The following is a 17,018-nucleotide window of genomic DNA, read 5'->3' on the forward strand; positions in this document are numbered from 1 at the left end:
GGACCGGTGTCGGTCCGTATTGACGGGAACGCCGCGTTCGGGAGTACTCCCCTCCGCTCGTCGGAGCCTACGGGAAACACCCATGAAACGTAAAGGGTTCGGTAAAGATACGTTCAAAAGCACTGCTCAGGGGAGTCAGATGCCCTGCTCTCGTCGCGCTCTGGCGACCTCTGCGAGGACCTGCTCCAGGATCCGGCTGCCGGGCGGGACATTCGGCGGCTCGTACGTCCACGCGTGTCCGACCCACGGGTCGGCAAGGTGGTCGTCGGGTACCGGAGTGAGCCTCAGCAGCGCCCGCCAGAGCGGGTCGAGGACCGGTCCGTACTCGGCGGCGTCCTCGCGGTCGGCGACCATCAGGAGGTGGACGCCGACGGCGGTGCCCTCGTCGGCGAGGTAGCGCAACCGGGTGACCGCGCGGTCGTCGAAGCCGTGCGGGAAGTCGTTGACGATCAGCAGCTGCTCGGCGGTGTCCAGGTCGGGCGGCAGCGCGTCGGCCGCTCCGCCGCGGACCGCCATCTGTACGAGGTCCACCCGCTGGGTGAGCCGGGCGAGCACCTCGGAGACCCCGGCCACCCCGGCGGCCGGCGGCGCGGCGAGAACTCCGGCCCGCACGAGCGGGGCGAGCGCCCCCGCCGCCGATCCCGCCGGGTCGATGACATGCACGGCGAACTCGCCCGCCGGGTAGACCGCGAGGAGCCGCGCGGCGAGCTCGACGGCGCTACGCATGGCGCGGTCGCGCAACTCGCCGGACTCGGTGAGCGCGTCCGCCCCGGAACGGCCGCTGTCGATCCACATGCCGCGCTCCAGGGGCAGCCGCACGAGCATCGGGATGCGCAGGCCCACACTGCGGGACTCGGGCAGCTGGAGGTCGCCCAGGCGCAGGGCCATCGGGATCTCCATGGGGCTGCGGTACGCGTGCCAGACCGGGTTGTCCCAGCCCGCGTAGGCCGGGGGCAGGGCGGGCTCGACGACGGCGGACTCGGCGGCCAGCTGGGCGAGGTCACGGTCGAGGGCCTCCCTCGCCCGGTCGACGAGCTGTCCGTGCTTGGCCCGGGCGGCCTCGCGCGCGACGTCCCCCTGGCCGCCGATCCGGCTGCGCGGGTCGGACAGGGCCTTGTCGAGCTCCTGCTCCATACGGGAGTCCGCGAAGTCGACGGCGCTGCGGTACGCGGCGACACAGCGGGCCAGGTCCTCGAACATGCCCCACACCTGGTTGTAGAGCCGCTCGTCCATGGACCAGCCGGTCGCATCGCCCGCGACGGGGACGGCGGGCTGCCCCGGCTCTCCCGGGGGCGTGGTGGGCGCGGGGGCGGGAGGGGCGGGGGCCTGTCGGCCGGGATGCGTGTAGTTGACGGGGCCTGTCTGCCCTGAGGGGCGGGCCGCGTGGGGCTCGTGCGCCGGCCGGGGGTCCGGGGACGGCTGAGGTTCGCCGGGCGAATGCGGCCTGGTGGAGCGGGGCGGACCGGCGGGCGGGTGCGTGCCCGGCGGCGCGGCGTGGGAGGCCGCGCCCGTCGTCTCCGCCATGGCGCTCTCCCCCGAGCTCGCCGTCCGGGGCGGAGGCGGCGCCAGCGTACGCGCGAGGCCGCGCGCCACCGCTTCGGCGATCTCGCCCGCGAGAGCCCTCGCGTCGGGAAGCCCCTGATCGGTCAGGAGTGCACCGAGGCCGCCCGCGTACCCCTGGCCCACCGCGCGCACCTTCCACGCGCCCTGGCGGCGGTACAGCTCCAGGGCCACGACGGCGGACTCGGCGTCGAGGTCGGTGATGGTGTAGCTGGCGACCTCGCAGCCGTCGAGTCCGGTGACGGCCACGAAGGGGGCCGCGACGGCGCCGAAGCGGTCGGGGTCGCCGGGCCCGGTGGGCAGCGCGAGCAGCACGCTGACACGGTGGGCGGCCTCGGGCACGGCGTCCAGATCGACGGCGAGTCGGTGGTCGGCCGCCGCCTGCCGGGGGACCTCGAGCCCCGGCAGTGCGGGGGAGCCGGGGTGCGCGACCCAGTCACGGCCGTGCACCCTGCCCTCGCCGTCGCCGAGTGTCGCGCCCGCCACGACCGGCGCCCCCGCCGACACACGGATCTCCAGACGGGTCTGGGTGAGGGGGTGGTTCTGCCCCCGGACCAGCTCGGCCGTCATCGCCTTCTCCCCCTCGTCCCGTCCGTCCGTACCCGTGTCCCCGCTACCTCACAGGCCCGGCAGGATCGCCGGCATGAGGTCCTGGAACGTGCGGCCGTTGGCCGGCGAGCCCAGGGCGGTCATCTGCCAGCCGGCGCCCGAGCGGTGCACCTTCGCCATGATCTGGGCGGTGTACTGACCGCCGCCGTCGAGCGTGTAGCGGGCCAGCTCCTGGCCGGTGGTCTCGTCGACCAGGCGGCAGAACGCGTTCTGCACCTCCTGGAAGGTCTGGCCGGTGAAGGAGTTCACCGTGAAGACGATCTGGTCGATGTGGACCGGGACGCGCTGGAGGTCGACGAGGATCGCCTCGTCGTCGCCGCCCTGGCCGGCGCCTCCGACCAGGTTGTCACCGGTGTGGCGCACGGAGCCGTCGTCGCTGACGAGGTGGCGGAAGAAGACGACGTCCACCGGCTGCTTGTCCGCGAACAGGACCGCCGAGGCGTCGAGGTCGATCTCCCGCGTGCGGGACCCGAAGAGGCCGCGGCGCGGGGCGGCCTGCCAGCCGAGTCCCATCCGGACGGCCGTCAGGGTGCCCCCGTCCTGCTTCTGCAGGCTGATCGCCTGACCCTTGCTCAGGTTGACACCAGGACCCTTGGAAAAGTTGGCCGTCACGCGTCCGTCCCCTCTCGAACTGTGCTCTTCACCGCCCGTCCGGACGGTTGAGGGAACCCTATGCAGGGCCACTGACAACGCCGCACGCTGGAGAGGACTTTGTGTCGGTGTTGCAACACACCGTGCGGCATGCCGGATCCGTCCGGCATGCCGTGGGGCGTGCGGTGCGCGGGAGGCGTCAGGCCAGCCCGGCCTCCTTCATCTGGCGCAGCTCCTTCTTCATCTCCGACACCTCGTCGCGCAGCCGCGCGGCGATCTCGAACTGCAGATCCGCGGCGGCCGCCCGCATCCGGTCGGTCAACTCCTCGATCTGCTCGGCGAGTTCGGCCGCGGGACGGTCGGTGGGGACCGCCTGTGCCGCCTTGCTCTTCGTGGCCTTGCCGCCGGTCTTCTTGGCGCCCGCCTTGGCGAGCGCGGGCACGGGCGCCTTGGCACCCTTCCCGTCCTTCGCGCCCTTGCGGTAGCCGGAGCCGAGGAGTTCCTCAGTGTCGACGTCCTCGCGCGCGATGGACGCGACGATGTCGTTGATCTTCTTGCGGAGCGGCTGGGGGTCGATCCCCTTTTCCTTGTTGTACGCGATCTGCTTCTCCCGGCGGCGGTTGGTCTCGTCGATGGCCTTCTCCATCGCCGGGGTGATCTTGTCCGCGTACATATGGACCTGGCCGGACACGTTGCGCGCGGCGCGGCCGATGGTCTGGATCAGGGAGGTGCCGGAGCGCAGGAAGCCCTCCTTGTCGGCGTCGAGGATCGCCACCAGGGAGACCTCGGGCAGGTCGAGGCCCTCGCGGAGCAGGTTGATGCCGACGAGGACGTCGTACTCGCCCGCGCGCAGTTCGCGCAGCAGCTCGACGCGGCGCAGCGTGTCGACGTCGCTGTGCAGGTAGCGCACCTGGATGCCGAGCTCCAGGAAGTACTCGGTGAGGTCCTCGGCCATCTTCTTGGTGAGCGTGGTGACGAGGACGCGCTCGTCCTTCTCGGTGCGCTTGCGGATCTCGTGCACCAGGTCGTCGATCTGGCCCTCGGTGGGCTTGACCACGACCTCGGGGTCGACGAGGCCCGTGGGGCGGATGATCTGCTCCACGAACCCGTCGCCCCGCGCGAGCTCGTACTTGCCTGGGGTGGCCGACAGGTACACGGTCTGGCCGATGCGCTCCTGGAACTCCTCCCACTTCAGGGGGCGGTTGTCCAGGGCGGACGGGAGCCGGAAGCCGTGGTCGACGAGGGTGCGCTTGCGGGAGGCGTCGCCTTCGTACATGGCGCCGATCTGCGGCACGGTGACATGCGACTCGTCGATGACGAGGAGGAAGTCGTCCGGGAAATAGTCGAGCAGCGTGTTCGGCGGGGAGCCGGGCGAGCGGCCGTCGAAGTGCATCGAGTAGTTCTCCACGCCGGAGCAGGAGCCGATCTGACGGAGCATCTCGAGGTCGTACGTGGTGCGCATGCGCAGCCGCTGGGCCTCGAGCATCTTGCCCTGCTTCTCCAGCTCCGTGAGGCGCTCCCCGAGCTCCTTCTCGATGTCGTTCGCCGCGCGCTCCAGGCGCTCGGGGCCCGCCACGTAGTGCGTGGCCGGGAAGACGTACAGCGACTCGTCGTCGCTGATGACCTCGCCGGTGAGGGGGTGGAGCGTGGAGAGGGACTCGATCTCGTCGCCGAACATCTCGATGCGGACGGCGAGCTCCTCGTAGACCGGGAAGATCTCGATGGTGTCGCCGCGGACGCGGAACGTGCCGCGGCTGAAGGCCACGTCGTTGCGCGTGTACTGGATGTCGACGAAGCGGCGCAGCAGCTCGTCCCGGTCGATCTCGTCGCCGACCTTGAGCGACACCATGCGGTCGACGTACTCCTGCGGCGTGCCCAGGCCGTAGATGCACGAGACGGAGGCGACCACGACGACGTCCCGCCGGGTGAGCAGCGAGTTCGTCGCGGAGTGGCGCAGGCGCTCCACCTCCTCGTTGATCGAGGAGTCCTTCTCGATGTACGTGTCCGACTGCGGGACGTACGCCTCGGGCTGGTAGTAGTCGTAGTACGAGACGAAGTACTCGACCGCGTTGTTCGGGAGCAGCTCGCGGAACTCGTTGGCCAGCTGGGCGGCCAGCGTCTTGTTCGGCGCCATCACGAGGGTGGGGCGCTGAAGCTTCTCGATCATCCACGCGGTGGTGGCGGACTTGCCTGTTCCGGTCGCACCGAGGAGGACGACATCCTTCTCACCTGCGGTGATGCGCCGCTCCAGGTCGGCGATGGCCGTCGGCTGGTCGCCGCTCGGCTGGTAGGGACTGACGACCTCGAAAGGCGCCACCGTGCGTTCGATCTTGGATACGGGCCGCATGGAATCCACCGTACGACCCCGCACTGACAACGGGGCCGGATCAGCCTGCCCGCCGCAGCGGGCGCACGGTCCGGCCCGCCCTGCTCGCGGCCTCGACGGCGTCCCGCCGGTCGGGCCTGCCCGTCATCATCATCGGGTCGAACACCACCACGGCTCCGGCCAGGAGCAGGAAGCACAGGGGGCCGATCATCAAGGGCGCGAGGAGTTCGGCGGGCGTGTCACCGGCAGGGGTGCCGCCGCTTCCGTGCACGTGGACGCTGAGGGCGGCCATCCCGGTGTAGTGCATGCCGGTCACCGCGAGACCCATGACGAGGCTCGCACCGACGCTCCAGGTGAACCCCCTGACCTGGACCGCGGCCCAGACCGCGGCGGTGGCGGCGGCCATGGCGATCACCACGGAGGCGCCGACGGTGAAGGTGTTGTACTGAAGCGTCCCATGCAGGCGCATACCGGCCATACCGAGGTAGTGCATCGACGCGACGCCCAGACCGGTGACCGTGCCGCCGGTGAACAGAGCCGCCCCGGTCGCACCCCGGTAACCGACGATGAAGATCCCGACGCCGACCATGACGATGGCGACGCCCAGGCTCGCGAACGTCGTCAGCTTGTCGTAGTGGATCGGGGTGCCCTGCACACGGAAGCCCATCATCGCGATGAAGTGCATCGTCCAGATTCCGGACCCGATCGCCGCCGAGCCGAGCGCGAGCCAGCCGGGCCGCCAGGACTGGGTGACGAGCAGCGATCTGGTGGTGCAGCGCAGACCCAGCGCCCCGCCGAGGCAGGCCATGAAGAACGCCACCAGCGGCGTGACCAGTCCATAGCTGAATCCGTCGACCGTGCCCTGCATCCGCCGCAGCCTTCCGCCCTGATGTTCCTGATGCTTCTGATGTTCCCGATGCGCCCCGTTCGCGCCCCTGGCAGCGACTGCCGGGGCGACCGCGATTGGAGCAGAGATTAAGGCTCCCGCAGGAACGTCTGACCGATTTTCCGGCAAAGCCTCACGACACCCTCCCGCGGGGTGCACGTCCTCCCACCACTCCGTTCAGTGTGTGGCCATCCTTCACCTGTCTTCCGTTGGCAACCGACTGTCACTCTCGTCCAGTACTTGATCCCTCGACGCGAGGAGTACACGTGTCCGCACGCGCAGCCACCGCGACCGCCACCCTGGCGGGATTCGTCGGCGTCCTGGCCCTCCCCACCGCCGCGGAGGCGGCCCCGCAGCACGCCGCACCCGCCGTCGTCGCACACCGCGGCGCCTCCGGGTACGCCCCCGAGAACACCCTGAAGGCCATCGACAAGGCGGACAAGCTCGGCTTCGACTGGGTCGAGAACGATGTGCAGCGGACCAAGGACGGCCGGCTCGTCGTCATCCACGACACGAATCTGGCACGCACCACGAACGTGGAACAGGTGTTCCCCGGCCGCGCCCCCTACAACGTCCGTGACTTCACCGCCGCGGAGATCGCCAAGCTCGACGCCGGCGGCTGGAAGGGCGCGAAGTTCAAGGGCGCCCGCGTCCCGACCCTCACCCAGTACCTGGACCGGGTCGACCACAACCGCCAGAAGCTCCTCATGGAGGTCAAGAACCCGGAGCTCTACCCGGGCATCGAGGGGGACATCCTGCGCGTGCTCGGCCAGGAGGGCTGGCTCGACCGTGACCACGTCAGGAACCGCCTGGTGGTCCAGAGCTTCAGCGCCCGCAGCGTGCGGACCGTGCACCTGCTGCGCCCCGACCTCACGACGGGCTTCCTCGGTACCCCCGCCGTGAGCGACCTGCCCCGGTACGCCCGGTTCGTCGACCGGATCCATCCCGGCCAAGGGACGATCTCGAAGCGGTACGTCGACTCGGTGCACGCCTTCAAGGGCCCGCACGGCAAGCGCCTGCAGCTCTTCACCTGGACCGTGAACGACGCGGCGACCGCGCGGCGTGTGGCCGGTCTCGGCGTGGACGGCATCATCAGCAACGTCCCGGATGTCGTGCGCAAGGCGGTGGGCGGCGGCCGGTGACGCGCGATGGCCGGGCCGCGGTGGGCGAGGCCGGTGGGCGGCGCGGGCCGTTGTCAGTGGCTCCCCGTACGGTGGTCGTCATGAACGCCACTGGGCAGGGATCCACCGGGAACAGCGCCGCCGGGGACGGGGCCGGGCGCACGGTCGTCTGGGCCGTCGTCGGCACGGACATCGGCCCGCTGCTCCTCGCCGCGACGGACACCGGCCTGGTGAATGTCGTCTTCCACGCCTCCTCCGCCGTGCGGGACTCGGCGGTCGCGCGGCTCGGTTCCCGCCTCGGGACCGCGCCGGCCGAGGACCCCGACTCGCCGCTCCTGGCCGAGCCCGTACGTCAGCTGACGGCCTACTTCGCCGGTGAGCGGCGCGACTTCGAGCTGCCGCTCGACTGGTCGCTGATCTCCGGGTTCAACCGACAGGTCCTGCGCGAGCTGGCGTCCGGTGTCCCGTTCGGCACGGTCGTCGGTTACGGCGATCTGGCGGGCCGCGTCGGGCAGCCGCAGGCGGCGCAGGCCGTGGGCGTGGCCATGGGGGCCAATCCGCTGCCGGTCGTGGTGCCGTGTCACCGCGTCGTGGAGAGCGACGGCGGCATCGGAGGATTCGGCGGCGGCCTGGAGACGAAGCGGCAGCTGCTCGCGCTGGAAGGGGTCCTTCCGCAGCCGCTGTTCTGAGCCGCCGAAGCCGTCGTCCTGAGCCCCGGGACAGCGGCCCGCGCCGGGTCGCCCAGAGTGCCCTGTGTTCGCGGACGGGTACCTGCTGGCACACTGCGCCGGTGCTCATACCCGATTCCACCGCGCGCCGCCGTCCTTCCGTCCCCGTGACGCCCGAGGACCTGGCCGGGCTGCGCCGCCGCGTCACCGCCGTGCTCGTCACGAGCCAGATACTCGGCGGGCTCGGTGTCGCCACCGGCATCGCGCTCGCCGCCGTGCTCGCCAAGCAGGTCAGCGGGGACGAGGCGCTGTCCGGACTCGCACCGACCGCGACGGTCGCCGGGACCGCCCTGCTGTCCGTTCCGCTCGCCGCCCTGATGACGGCGCGGGGGCGGCGGCCCGGGCTCGTCCTCGCGTATCTGATCGGCGCGCTGGGGGCCGGGGTCGTCGTGCTGGCCGCCGCGGTGGGGAACTTCCCGCTGCTGCTCGTCGGCATGGCCGGGTTCGGCGCCGCCTCGTCGGCCAATCTCCAGGCGCGATTCGCGGCCGCCGACCTGGCCGAGCCGCAGCGCCGAGCACGGGCGATCTCGAACGTCGTGTGGGCCACCACGATCGGCGCGGTGCTCGGGCCCAACATCGCGGCGCCCGCGGGCCGCAGCGTCGCCGGGCTCGGCATCCCCGCGGCGGCGGGGCCCTTCCTGTGGGCGGCCGGGGTCTTCCTCGTCTCGGCCGTCATGGTGCAGGTCCTGCTGCGTCCCGACCCGCTCCTGACCGCCCGCGCCCTGGCTCCCGAGGAGGAGAGGTCGGCCGGCGCGCGGTCGATCAGGGCCGGGTTCGCCGCAGTCGCCGCGTCGCCGCGCGCCAGGCTCGCCCTCGTGACCGTCGCCGTCTCGCACACCGCGATGGTGTCGATCATGTCGATGACGCCGGTCGACCTCGGCCGTCACGGTGCGAGCATCGATCTCATCGGCCTGGTCATCAGCGGGCACATCGCGGGCATGTACGCGTTCTCGCCGGTGATGGGACGGCTGTCGGACCGGCTCGGACGGCTCTCCGTGATCGGCCTCGCCGTGGGTCTGCTCGCCTGTGCGGCGCTGCTCGCGGGCACCGCCGGCGGCAACCACGGGCAGACCGCCGCGGGCCTGTTCGTCCTGGGGCTCGGCTGGTCCGCGGGCCTCGTCTCCGGTTCGGCCCTGCTGACCGACTCGGTGCCGCAGGCCGCGCGGGCCGCCGCGCAGGGTCTGTCCGACCTGACCATGAACACGGCGGCCGGTGTCGGCGGCGCGGCCGCGGGCCTGGTCGTCGCGACGGCGAGCTACGCCTGGCTCAACCTGGCCGCGGCCTGCCTCCTGCTGCCGCTCGCCGCGCTCACCCTCTTCAGCAGGCGGCGGCCCGCGACCGGGTGATCAGGGCGGCGTGCCCCCGGCCGGTGACCACGGCCGATATGGCACCGGGTCAGGGCAGCGTGATGTGGTACGCCTTCCGCAGGGTCTCGTGCACGGTCCACGTCGTACGGTCGCCCTCGCGCAGTACCGCCGCGTCGCCGGGGCCGACCTCCAGGGTCTGCCCGCCCTCGACCTCGACCGTGGCGCGGCCGGTGACGACCACGAACAGCTCGTTCGCCTCGGTGTCCGTGACCACGCCCGGCGTGATCTGCCAGATGCCCCGCAGCTGCTTGCCGTCGGCGGACTCCCAGAGCACCTTGCCCGTGACGACGGGGTCGCCCGAGACGATCTGCTCCGGATCGAGGGGCTCCGGTTCGAGGGCGACGTCCGGGATGTGTACGGCAAAAGAAGCAGTGGCCTGATCATTCGTGGTCATGAACGGTCACTCTAGGCAGCGTCGGCCTCTGTGTTCACTGGACGACCCGTACCTCGGCAGCGGCCCGGACTGGACGGCTCGTCAAGGGGAAGAGACCTGGAGACAACGTCCCGGGCGCCGCGTGCCCGGGTTCTAGGGAGTCGTGGGGACATGGAGATTTCCGGCGTCATCAGCGCGATCGTGATCGGCATCGTCATCGGCGTCCTGGGCCGGCTCGCCCTGCCCGGCCGTCAGCGCATCGGCATCCTGGCGACGGTCGTCGTCGGCATCGTGGCAGCGCTGCTGGGTTCGGCCATCGCCGCGGGCATCGGTGTCGCGGACACCAAGGGGATCGACTGGGTCGAGTGGCTGATCCAGATCGGCCTGGCCGCCCTCGGTGTGGCCCTGCTCGACCGTAACCGCACGGGCGGCCGGTCCCGCGGCCGCTCATGGAGCCGTGCGCGCCGCTGAACCTCAACGCCGGTGCAGCCGACCCCGGTACGAGCACGGCCCCGCATCAGGCTTCGAGGGTCTCTTCGTAGTGACGCGCTTCGAAGACGTTCCCGTCGGGGTGGCGGAGGCAGCAGCTGCGGACGGCCGGGCCGCGGCACCGTACGCGTGGCGTCCGTGGTCCGAGACCGGCACCTCGCGCCTCTCCTGACGGGGGCACGCAGGCTTTCGTGGCGGCCCGCGGTCAGGGCGATGCGCACATGGTCGACCGGGTGGCAGCGCTCCTGTCGCCGCCCGGCACCGTGTTCGTACGGGACGTCATCGTCGGCGGCGCGAGACCGAGGACGGTCCCCGTCGACCCGCACCGAGGGGAACGAGACCGCGCCCTCCTTGGACTCGGCGGCCCCGAGAGGTTCGAGGCCGACCGGTTGCTCGTGGAAGTGCGCCGCGGCCGCCGGGGCGCCGACCCGGAGGACGGCATGGTCGAGGCTCGTCGGGTCGGCCGTCGTCCGCTCAGTTCTGTCCGTCGTGCACTCGGGCCGCGCGGGCGGCCGTCGCGCCACAGGCGTTGACCGACATGCCGCAGGGTTTGGGCCGGCGCGCCGCTCGCCATGGATGAGAGGAGACCCGACAGGCAGGAGGCAGGCGCGTGGTGCTGGTGTCCGATGAGGTGCGGGAAGCGGTGGCCGCGGGCCGGCCGGTCGTGGCCCTGGAGTCGACGATCATCGCGCACGGGTTGCCGCGCCCGCGCAATCTGCGGGTGGCGCTCGAACTCGAAGAGCTGGTGCGCGCCGAGGGCGCGGTGCCCGCGACGATCGCCGTACTGGACGGGCGGCCCCATGTCGGCCTGGACAAGGGCCAGGTGGAGCGGGTCGCGACGGAGGACGGCATCCGCAAGCTGAGCCACCGTGATCTGCCGCTCGCCGTGGCGACGGGGGCGAGCGGGGCGACGACCGTGTCGGCGACAGCGCTGCTCGCGGCGCGCGCCGGAGTACGGGTGTTCGCGACGGGTGGGCTCGGCGGCGTGCACCGGCGGTGGACCGAGACGCAGGACGAGTCGGCGGACCTCGGGCTGCTCGCGCGGACGCGGATCACCGTGGTGTGCGCGGGCGTCAAGTCGATCCTGGACGTACCGGCGACCCTTCAGCGGCTGGAGACCCTGGGTGTGTCGGTGGCCGGGTACGGGACCGGCCGCTTCCCGGGCTTCTATCTCTCCGACTCGGGCCATCCGGTCGACTGGACGCTGGGCGATCCGGCCGAGGTGGCCGGGGTGATGCGGGCTCAGGACGCGCTGGGCGGGCCCGAGGCCGCGCTGATCGTGGCGAACCCGGTGCCGGAGGCCGAGCAGCTCGATCCCGCGCTCCACGCGCGCGTGCTCGACGACGCGCTGCGGGCGTGCGACGCGGAGGGCATCACGGGGCAGGCGGTCACGCCGTTCCTCCTGGACCACCTGGTTCGGCACACGGACGGCGCCTCGCTGGAGGCCAACCTCGCGGCGGTGCGCGGCAACGTACGGCTCGCGGCGCGCATCGCGGCGGCCTGGACGCGGCCGTGAGCGGAACCCTCCTGGTCGTCGGGGACGTCGTCACGGACATCGTGGCCCGGCACGACGTCCCGCTCGCGGCGGGCACGGACACGCCGGCGGAGATCCGTACGCTGCCGGGCGGGGCGGGGGCGAACGTGGCGTGCTGGGCGGCCCGTTCGGGCTGTTCGGATGTGGCGTTGCTCGGACGGGTCGGCGCCGACTCGGTGGCCTGGCACGAGGAGGCGCTCACGCGCGCGGGGGTGCGGTCCCGGCTCGTCGTCGACCCGGAGGCGGCGACCGGCACGGTCATCTCACTGGTCGACACGGGCGCCGGCGCCGAGCGGACGTTCCTCACGGACAGCGGGGCCTCACTGCGCCTCTCCCCCGCGGACTGGTCCGCGGACCTGCTCGACGGGGTCGTGTGGCTGCACCTGTCGGGGTATCTGTTCTTCTCCGCCGAGGGGCGAGCTCTGGTCGCGGGGGCACTGGACTCGGCACGCGCGCGTGGGGTGCCGGTGAGTGTCGATCCCGCGTCGGCCGGCTTCCTCACGGGGCTGGGACCGGAGCGGTTCCTGGAACGCGCGGAGGGCGTGGAGGTCCTGCTGCCCAGCCGGGACGAGGCGGAGCTGCTGAGCGGCGCCGGGGGCGCGGAGGAGGCGGCGGCGAAGCTCAGCGGACGGTTCCCGCTGGTCGTCGTCACGTCGGGCGTCGCGGGGGCGGTGGTGGCGCAGGGCGGGGCGGTACGCGCGCGTGTGCCGTCGGTGGCGGCGGTGGCGCGGGACTCCACCGGGGCGGGCGACGCGTTCACCGGCGCGTTCCTCGCCGCGTGGCTGCGGGGCGCGGGGCCACGGGAGGCGGCGACGGAGGGGTGCCGTGCGGGGGCGCTGGCGGTGGCACGGGTGGGCGGCCGGCCTCCGCCGCGCCGACGGCGAGCCGGACCCGCGCTCCTCACGGACGAAGACCCGGACCCGTCCGCCGAGAGCTGTCCGGACCCGTAGCCCCGCCAAGGGCAGAGGCCTCAGGCCTCCTTCCGCCCCCACGCCGAGATCAGCGGTGCTGTCGCCAGGTCCATCGTGCCGGTCGCGACGTCGGCCAGATGGCGGTCGATCTCCTCGTTTGTGGCGTGCCCCGCGCGGACCAGGGACTCGCGAATCTGCTGGAACGTGGCCGTCTCCAGGGCCCCGCACGCCTCGGACGTCAGCGGGAAGTACGCGTCGGCCTCCACCTGGCGCAGGCCGGCCTCCCGCAGCAGCCTCGGCAGCCTGCGGCCGTACGACAGGTCGGCGCCGCGCTCCGCGAGCAGCTCGCGGAAGCCGCGGCGCAGCCGGTTCGCCAGCTCCTCGGCGGGTCCGTGCTCGTCGGGACAGGCCAGCGGCTGGAGCGCGGGGTCGGCGTCCTCGACGAGCAGCCGTCCCCCGGGCCGCAGCGCGCGCAGCATGGACGTCAACGCCCGCTCCCGGTCGGGCACATGGACCAGGACGAGCCGGGCGTGGACCAGGTCGAATCCCTCGGTGGGCGGCTCGTCGGCGGCCACGTCGTGGCGGCGGACCTCGACGGGGGAACGGGCTGCGGACGTCTGCCACGAGGTGTCGATGTCGGTCGCGAGGACCCTGCCCGTGGGGCCGACCTTCTTGGCGAGCCAGGAGACCACGGAGGTGCCGCCCGCGCCGACCTCCCAGCAGCGCCAGCCGGGGCCGATGCCGAGCCGTTCGATGTGCCGGAACGTCGTGGGGTCGAAGAGGGTCGAGAAGGCGTCGAAGCGTCGGCCCGCCTCTTGCTGCCGGTTGTCCAGGAGATAGCCCTCGGGTCGCGTCATGCCGCGATCATCCCAGTTGACCGGCCCGGCCCAGGGAGGCTGTTCCGCGCGTTCCGAAGGGGAGCGTTCCGTTCCCCCAGGGGCCGTGGGCGTTGTCGACGTGAGCTGGCAGACTGGCCCGCCGAGTCACCGAAACACGACGTCAAGCCGCGCGAGGAGCCCCGCATGTCGATGGCAGGCAACCTGCGGAAGGTCGGAGATCTCCGGAAGGTGTCCGAGCTGCGCAAGGTCGGAGGCCTGAGACGAGTGGCCCGCCTGGCCCGACGGCGCCCTCGCGTCGACCTCAGCCACCCCTCTCGCTCGCCGCTGGGTTCGGCGGTCGTCAAGTGCGTGACGTACCGGAACGGGGTCCGCGAGGAGGCCGGGCGCGACCTGGTCGACGCGGTCGACCGGGTCCGCAAGTCCGACGACGGCTTCGTCTGGCTGGGGCTGCACGAGCCGACGGAGCTGGAGTTCGCGGACATCGCCGAGCTGTTCGACCTGCACCCGCTGGCGGTCGAGGACGCGGTGCACGCGCACCAGCGGCCGAAGGTCGAGCGGTACGGGCAGACGCTGTTCGCCGTGTTCAAGACCGTCTGTTACGTGGAGCACGCGGAGCTGACGGCGACCAGCGAGGTCGTCGACACCGGCGAGATCATGGTGTTCATCGGCCGGGACTTCGTGATCACCGTGCGGCACGGGAGGCACGGCTCGCTCGGCCCGGTGCGCGAGGGCCTGGAGGCGGACTCCGGGCAGCTCGCCAAGGGCCCGGCCGCCGTGCTGCACGCGATCGCCGACCATGTGGTGGACGACTATCTCACCGTGATCGACGCCGTCCAGTCGGACATCGACCAGGTCGAGGCGGATGTGTTCTCCGAGGACGGGGCGCGCGCCGACCCGGGCCGGATCTACCAGCTCAAGCGTGAGCTGCTGGAGCTGAAGCGGGCCGTGGTACCGCTCGCCCGGCCGATAGAGGAACTCTCGGGCCGCCCCTTCCAGGTGGTGGCGCCCGAGATACAGGCCTACTTCCGGGACGTCTCCGACCACCTGCTGAGGGCCGCCGAACAGATAGCGTCCTTCGACGAGTTGCTGAACTCGATCCTGCAGGCCCATCTCGCCCAGGTGACGGTCGCTCAGAACGAGGACATGCGCAAGATCACGGCCTGGGCCGCGGTCGTGGCCGTGCCGACGATGGGCTGCGGCGTGTACGGAATGAACTTCGACCACATGCCGGAGCTGCACTGGCAGTTCGGGTATCCGCTGTTCCTGGGCGTGATCGCGAGCATCTGTTTCGTTCTGCACCGCGCCTTCCGGCGCAACGGGTGGCTGTGACCCCGTACGGCCGGGCCACTAGTGTGTACCGTCCATGTCAGCCACGGGGGGAGGGCGGCCGATGGCTCTGCGCGAGGGTGATCCCGAGTCGATCGGCGACTACACGATCGAGTCGCGGATCGGCACCGGCGGCATGGGGGTCGTCTACCTCGGCCGGTCCGCCTCGGGCAGGGCGGTCGCCGTCAAGGTCGTGCACACGCAGTACGCGGACGACCCCGACTTCCGCGCCAGGTTCCGGCAGGAGGTCGCCGCCGCGCGGCGGGTGAGCGGCGCGTTCACCGCACCCGTCGTGGACGCCGATCCGGAGGCCGAGCTGCCGTGGATGGCGACGGCGTACGTCGACGGGGACACGCTCGCCCAGCGCGTCACGGTGTCGGGCCCGCTGGCGTGGCCGCAACTGCGCCGCCTCGGCGTCGAACTCGCCGAGGCACTGCGGGAGATCCATCGCGCCGAGGTCGTCCATCGTGATCTGAAGCCGAGCAATGTGCTGCTCCTCGACACAGGCAGCCCGGGCGGTGGGGCCGACGGTGCTGTGCGGGTGATCGACTTCGGCATCTCGCGCGCGGCGCACAGTGACGTCCGTACGCAGACGGGCCTGGTGATGGGCTCGCCGCCCTTCATGGCGCCCGAGCAGTTCAGCCGCCCGCGCGACGTCGGGCCGCCGGTCGACGTGTTCTCGCTGGGCGCGCTCCTGGTGTACGCGGCCACGGGCCACAGCCCGTTCGAGGCGGAGAACGCGTACCTGGCGGCGTACCAGACCGTGCACAACGACCCCGAACTCGGGCGTCTACCGGGGCTGTTGCGTCCACTGGTGCTGTCCTGCCTCGCCAAGTCGCCTCAGGACCGGCCCACTCCGGACGCGGTGCGCGAGGCGCTGGCCGCGCTGCCGGAGGAGCCGCAGGGCACGGAGCGGGAGGGCGCCCGGGGCATGCTGGACCGACCCACCGCCACCCTCACCACCTCCGCCGAGGTCTCGGCCGGGAGCGGCTCCGCGACGCTTGCGCCCGAAATCCCCGGCGCCCCGGGCAACACCACCACCCCCGACACCCCGGTCGCGCAGCGGAACTCCGCCGCCCCCCGGCGCCCCCGCACCCGTCGCCTCAAGGTCGCCATGAGCGTCGTGGCCGTCCTGGCGGCCGCCGCCGCAGGAGTCGGCGTGACCTCGATGAGCGGCGGGGACGAGGCCGTACGCGAGGACGCGCGGCCCGGCGTGCCGGACGGCTGGCGCCCCTGGCACAGCGATCTCACCGCCGCGGGCGGGAAGGGGAAAAGCGAGATCCCGGCGTCGATGACGCCGGACATGCCGACCTGCACCCCGTCCGCGCTCGGCGTCTACTGCTCGTCGCAGAAGAGGGCGCTGTTCCGGCTGGACCCGCTGACGGGCCGCACCGACTGGACGAAGCCGATGCACCGCCCGGCCCGGGTCAACGGATTCACGGTCACGGACCCGGAAGTGGTGGGCGACCGGGTGCTCGCCCTCAGCGACGACGGCAGCGAGGGCGTCGACGCGTTCGACGCCACGAGCGGCCGCAAGGTGTGGCGCTTCAAGGGCCCGCAGGCGGAGTTCTCCTACCTGAGCGGCGTGGTCGTCGTGCGCGTGGGCAGGCTCGGCGCGTCGAACACGGCGACGTACGCCGCTCTCGACCCGCGCACCGGACGGGAGCTGTGGCGCCGCACCCTCACCAGCGACTCCCCCGGGCCGCTGTACGCGGGCCGGGACGGCACACTCGTGGCCGACCTGCGCAACACGCGGACCGGCGACAGAACCGTCGCCCGACTCGACGCGCGCACCGGCAGGACCCTCGGCCGGGTCACGGCGCCCAAGGGCGACCTGTGGCTGGCGACGGTGCACGGGGGCACTGCGTACTACGCGCGCTGGGAGAACGACTCGGGGGTCTCGTCCCGCATCTTCATCCAGGATCTGACGTCGGGCACCGTCCGCTCCGTCGACTTCCCGTGGGCCGTCGAGCCCGAGGCGCCGCCGCTCGTGCACGGTGACGTGATGTACGTCTTCGACTACGCGAACGAGATGGTGCTCGCCCTCGACCTCGAGCGCGGCAAGGCGCTGTGGACGACGTCGCGGGAGCTGCGCGTCTTCAGCGAACCGTCGGTGCGGGGCACGACACTTTACGCGACGACGCCGGACAGCAGCATCGTCGCGATCAACACCCTTACGGGCAGGGAGCGTTGGCGCACGAAGCCCGCGGTGACGGCGGGCGGCGGGAAGAGCGGCACGGTCGACGAGCGGTCACCGAGCGCTGTGGCGCCCGTGCCGGTGGGCGGGGTCGTTTACGCCGTGACGGACAGTGGGCCGTTCTCGGTGGCGGCGGGCCGCTCCTAGGGCCTGTCGTTCGG

The 17,018-nt window shown here is 72.2% G+C and carries 14 protein-coding genes; 8 read left to right on the forward strand and 6 right to left on the reverse strand.

What is annotated here, in order from left to right:
• Positions 1-135: 135 nt before the first annotated feature.
• From ACFC96_RS33195 to ACFC96_RS33210, 4 genes are all read right to left on the reverse strand, one after another.
• Entirely contained in the window at positions 136-2,130 is a 1,995-nt protein-coding gene (locus ACFC96_RS33195; protein WP_376615652.1) for a TerD family protein, read from the reverse strand.
• 48 nt (positions 2,131-2,178) lie between these two features.
• Positions 2,179-2,781 carry a TerD family protein gene (locus ACFC96_RS33200; RefSeq protein WP_376258419.1) on the reverse strand — a complete coding sequence of 201 codons (603 nt, stop codon included), beginning with the start codon at positions 2,779-2,781 and terminating at the stop codon, positions 2,179-2,181.
• Positions 2,782-2,959: 178 nt separating this feature from the next.
• Positions 2,960-5,107, reverse strand: a complete 2,148-nt coding sequence (gene uvrB, locus ACFC96_RS33205) for an excinuclease ABC subunit UvrB (RefSeq protein WP_376615654.1) — start codon at positions 5,105-5,107, stop codon at positions 2,960-2,962.
• A 40-nt stretch (positions 5,108-5,147) separates the two neighbouring features.
• Positions 5,148-5,954: an MHYT domain-containing protein gene (locus tag ACFC96_RS33210; RefSeq protein ID WP_376258423.1), complete on the reverse strand. Its 807-nt coding sequence runs from the start codon at positions 5,952-5,954 to the stop codon at positions 5,148-5,150.
• Between the two features lie 284 nt (positions 5,955-6,238).
• On the opposite strand from ACFC96_RS33210, the gene ACFC96_RS33215 reads away from it, so the two are divergent.
• From ACFC96_RS33215 to ACFC96_RS33225, 3 genes are all read left to right on the forward strand, one after another.
• Positions 6,239-7,114 carry a glycerophosphodiester phosphodiesterase gene (locus ACFC96_RS33215; protein ID WP_376615656.1) on the forward strand — a complete coding sequence of 292 codons (876 nt, stop codon included), beginning with the start codon at positions 6,239-6,241 and terminating at the stop codon, positions 7,112-7,114.
• An 80-nt stretch (positions 7,115-7,194) separates the two neighbouring features.
• Complete coding sequence (locus tag ACFC96_RS33220; protein WP_376258427.1) at positions 7,195-7,782, forward strand: methylated-DNA--[protein]-cysteine S-methyltransferase; 588 nt, start codon at positions 7,195-7,197, stop codon at positions 7,780-7,782.
• Positions 7,783-7,889: 107 nt separating this feature from the next.
• The gene (locus ACFC96_RS33225; protein WP_376258922.1) at positions 7,890-9,167 is read left to right on the forward strand and encodes an MFS transporter; all 1,278 of its coding nucleotides are present in this window, start codon (positions 7,890-7,892) and stop codon (positions 9,165-9,167) included.
• A 49-nt stretch (positions 9,168-9,216) separates the two neighbouring features.
• Here ACFC96_RS33225 and ACFC96_RS33230 read toward each other — a convergent pair whose 3' ends face one another.
• Complete coding sequence (locus ACFC96_RS33230) at positions 9,217-9,582, reverse strand: cupin domain-containing protein (protein ID WP_340460691.1); 366 nt, start codon at positions 9,580-9,582, stop codon at positions 9,217-9,219.
• A 150-nt stretch (positions 9,583-9,732) separates the two neighbouring features.
• Here ACFC96_RS33230 and ACFC96_RS33235 point away from each other — a divergent pair, with 150 nt between their 5' ends.
• From ACFC96_RS33235 to ACFC96_RS33245, 3 genes are all read left to right on the forward strand, one after another.
• Positions 9,733-10,032, forward strand: coding sequence for a GlsB/YeaQ/YmgE family stress response membrane protein (locus ACFC96_RS33235; RefSeq protein WP_376258429.1), 300 nt, complete (start codon positions 9,733-9,735; stop codon positions 10,030-10,032).
• A 628-nt stretch (positions 10,033-10,660) separates the two neighbouring features.
• Positions 10,661-11,566 (forward strand): pseudouridine-5'-phosphate glycosidase, encoded by a 906-nt coding sequence (locus tag ACFC96_RS33240; RefSeq protein WP_376615658.1) that lies wholly within the window; start codon positions 10,661-10,663, stop codon positions 11,564-11,566.
• The gene (locus tag ACFC96_RS33245) at positions 11,563-12,534 is read left to right on the forward strand and encodes a carbohydrate kinase family protein (protein ID WP_376258433.1); all 972 of its coding nucleotides are present in this window, start codon (positions 11,563-11,565) and stop codon (positions 12,532-12,534) included. The genes ACFC96_RS33240 and ACFC96_RS33245 overlap by 4 nt, the downstream gene beginning before the upstream one ends.
• 20 nt (positions 12,535-12,554) lie before the next feature.
• Here ACFC96_RS33245 and ACFC96_RS33250 read toward each other — a convergent pair whose 3' ends face one another.
• Positions 12,555-13,352 (reverse strand): methyltransferase domain-containing protein, encoded by a 798-nt coding sequence (locus tag ACFC96_RS33250; RefSeq protein WP_376258435.1) that lies wholly within the window; start codon positions 13,350-13,352, stop codon positions 12,555-12,557.
• Positions 13,353-13,517: 165 nt separating this feature from the next.
• On the opposite strand from ACFC96_RS33250, the gene ACFC96_RS33255 reads away from it, so the two are divergent.
• A complete protein-coding gene (locus ACFC96_RS33255) occupies positions 13,518-14,663 on the forward strand; it encodes a magnesium and cobalt transport protein CorA (RefSeq protein ID WP_376258437.1) in 1,146 nt (381 codons plus the stop codon).
• 61 nt (positions 14,664-14,724) lie between these two features.
• Positions 14,725-17,004, forward strand: coding sequence for a PQQ-binding-like beta-propeller repeat protein (locus ACFC96_RS33260; protein WP_376615659.1), 2,280 nt, complete (start codon positions 14,725-14,727; stop codon positions 17,002-17,004).
• Positions 17,005-17,018: the final 14 nt, after the last annotated feature.

Source organism: Streptomyces sp. NPDC055955, from assembly GCF_042270245.1.
GTDB lineage: Bacteria > Actinomycetota > Actinomycetes > Streptomycetales > Streptomycetaceae > Streptomyces.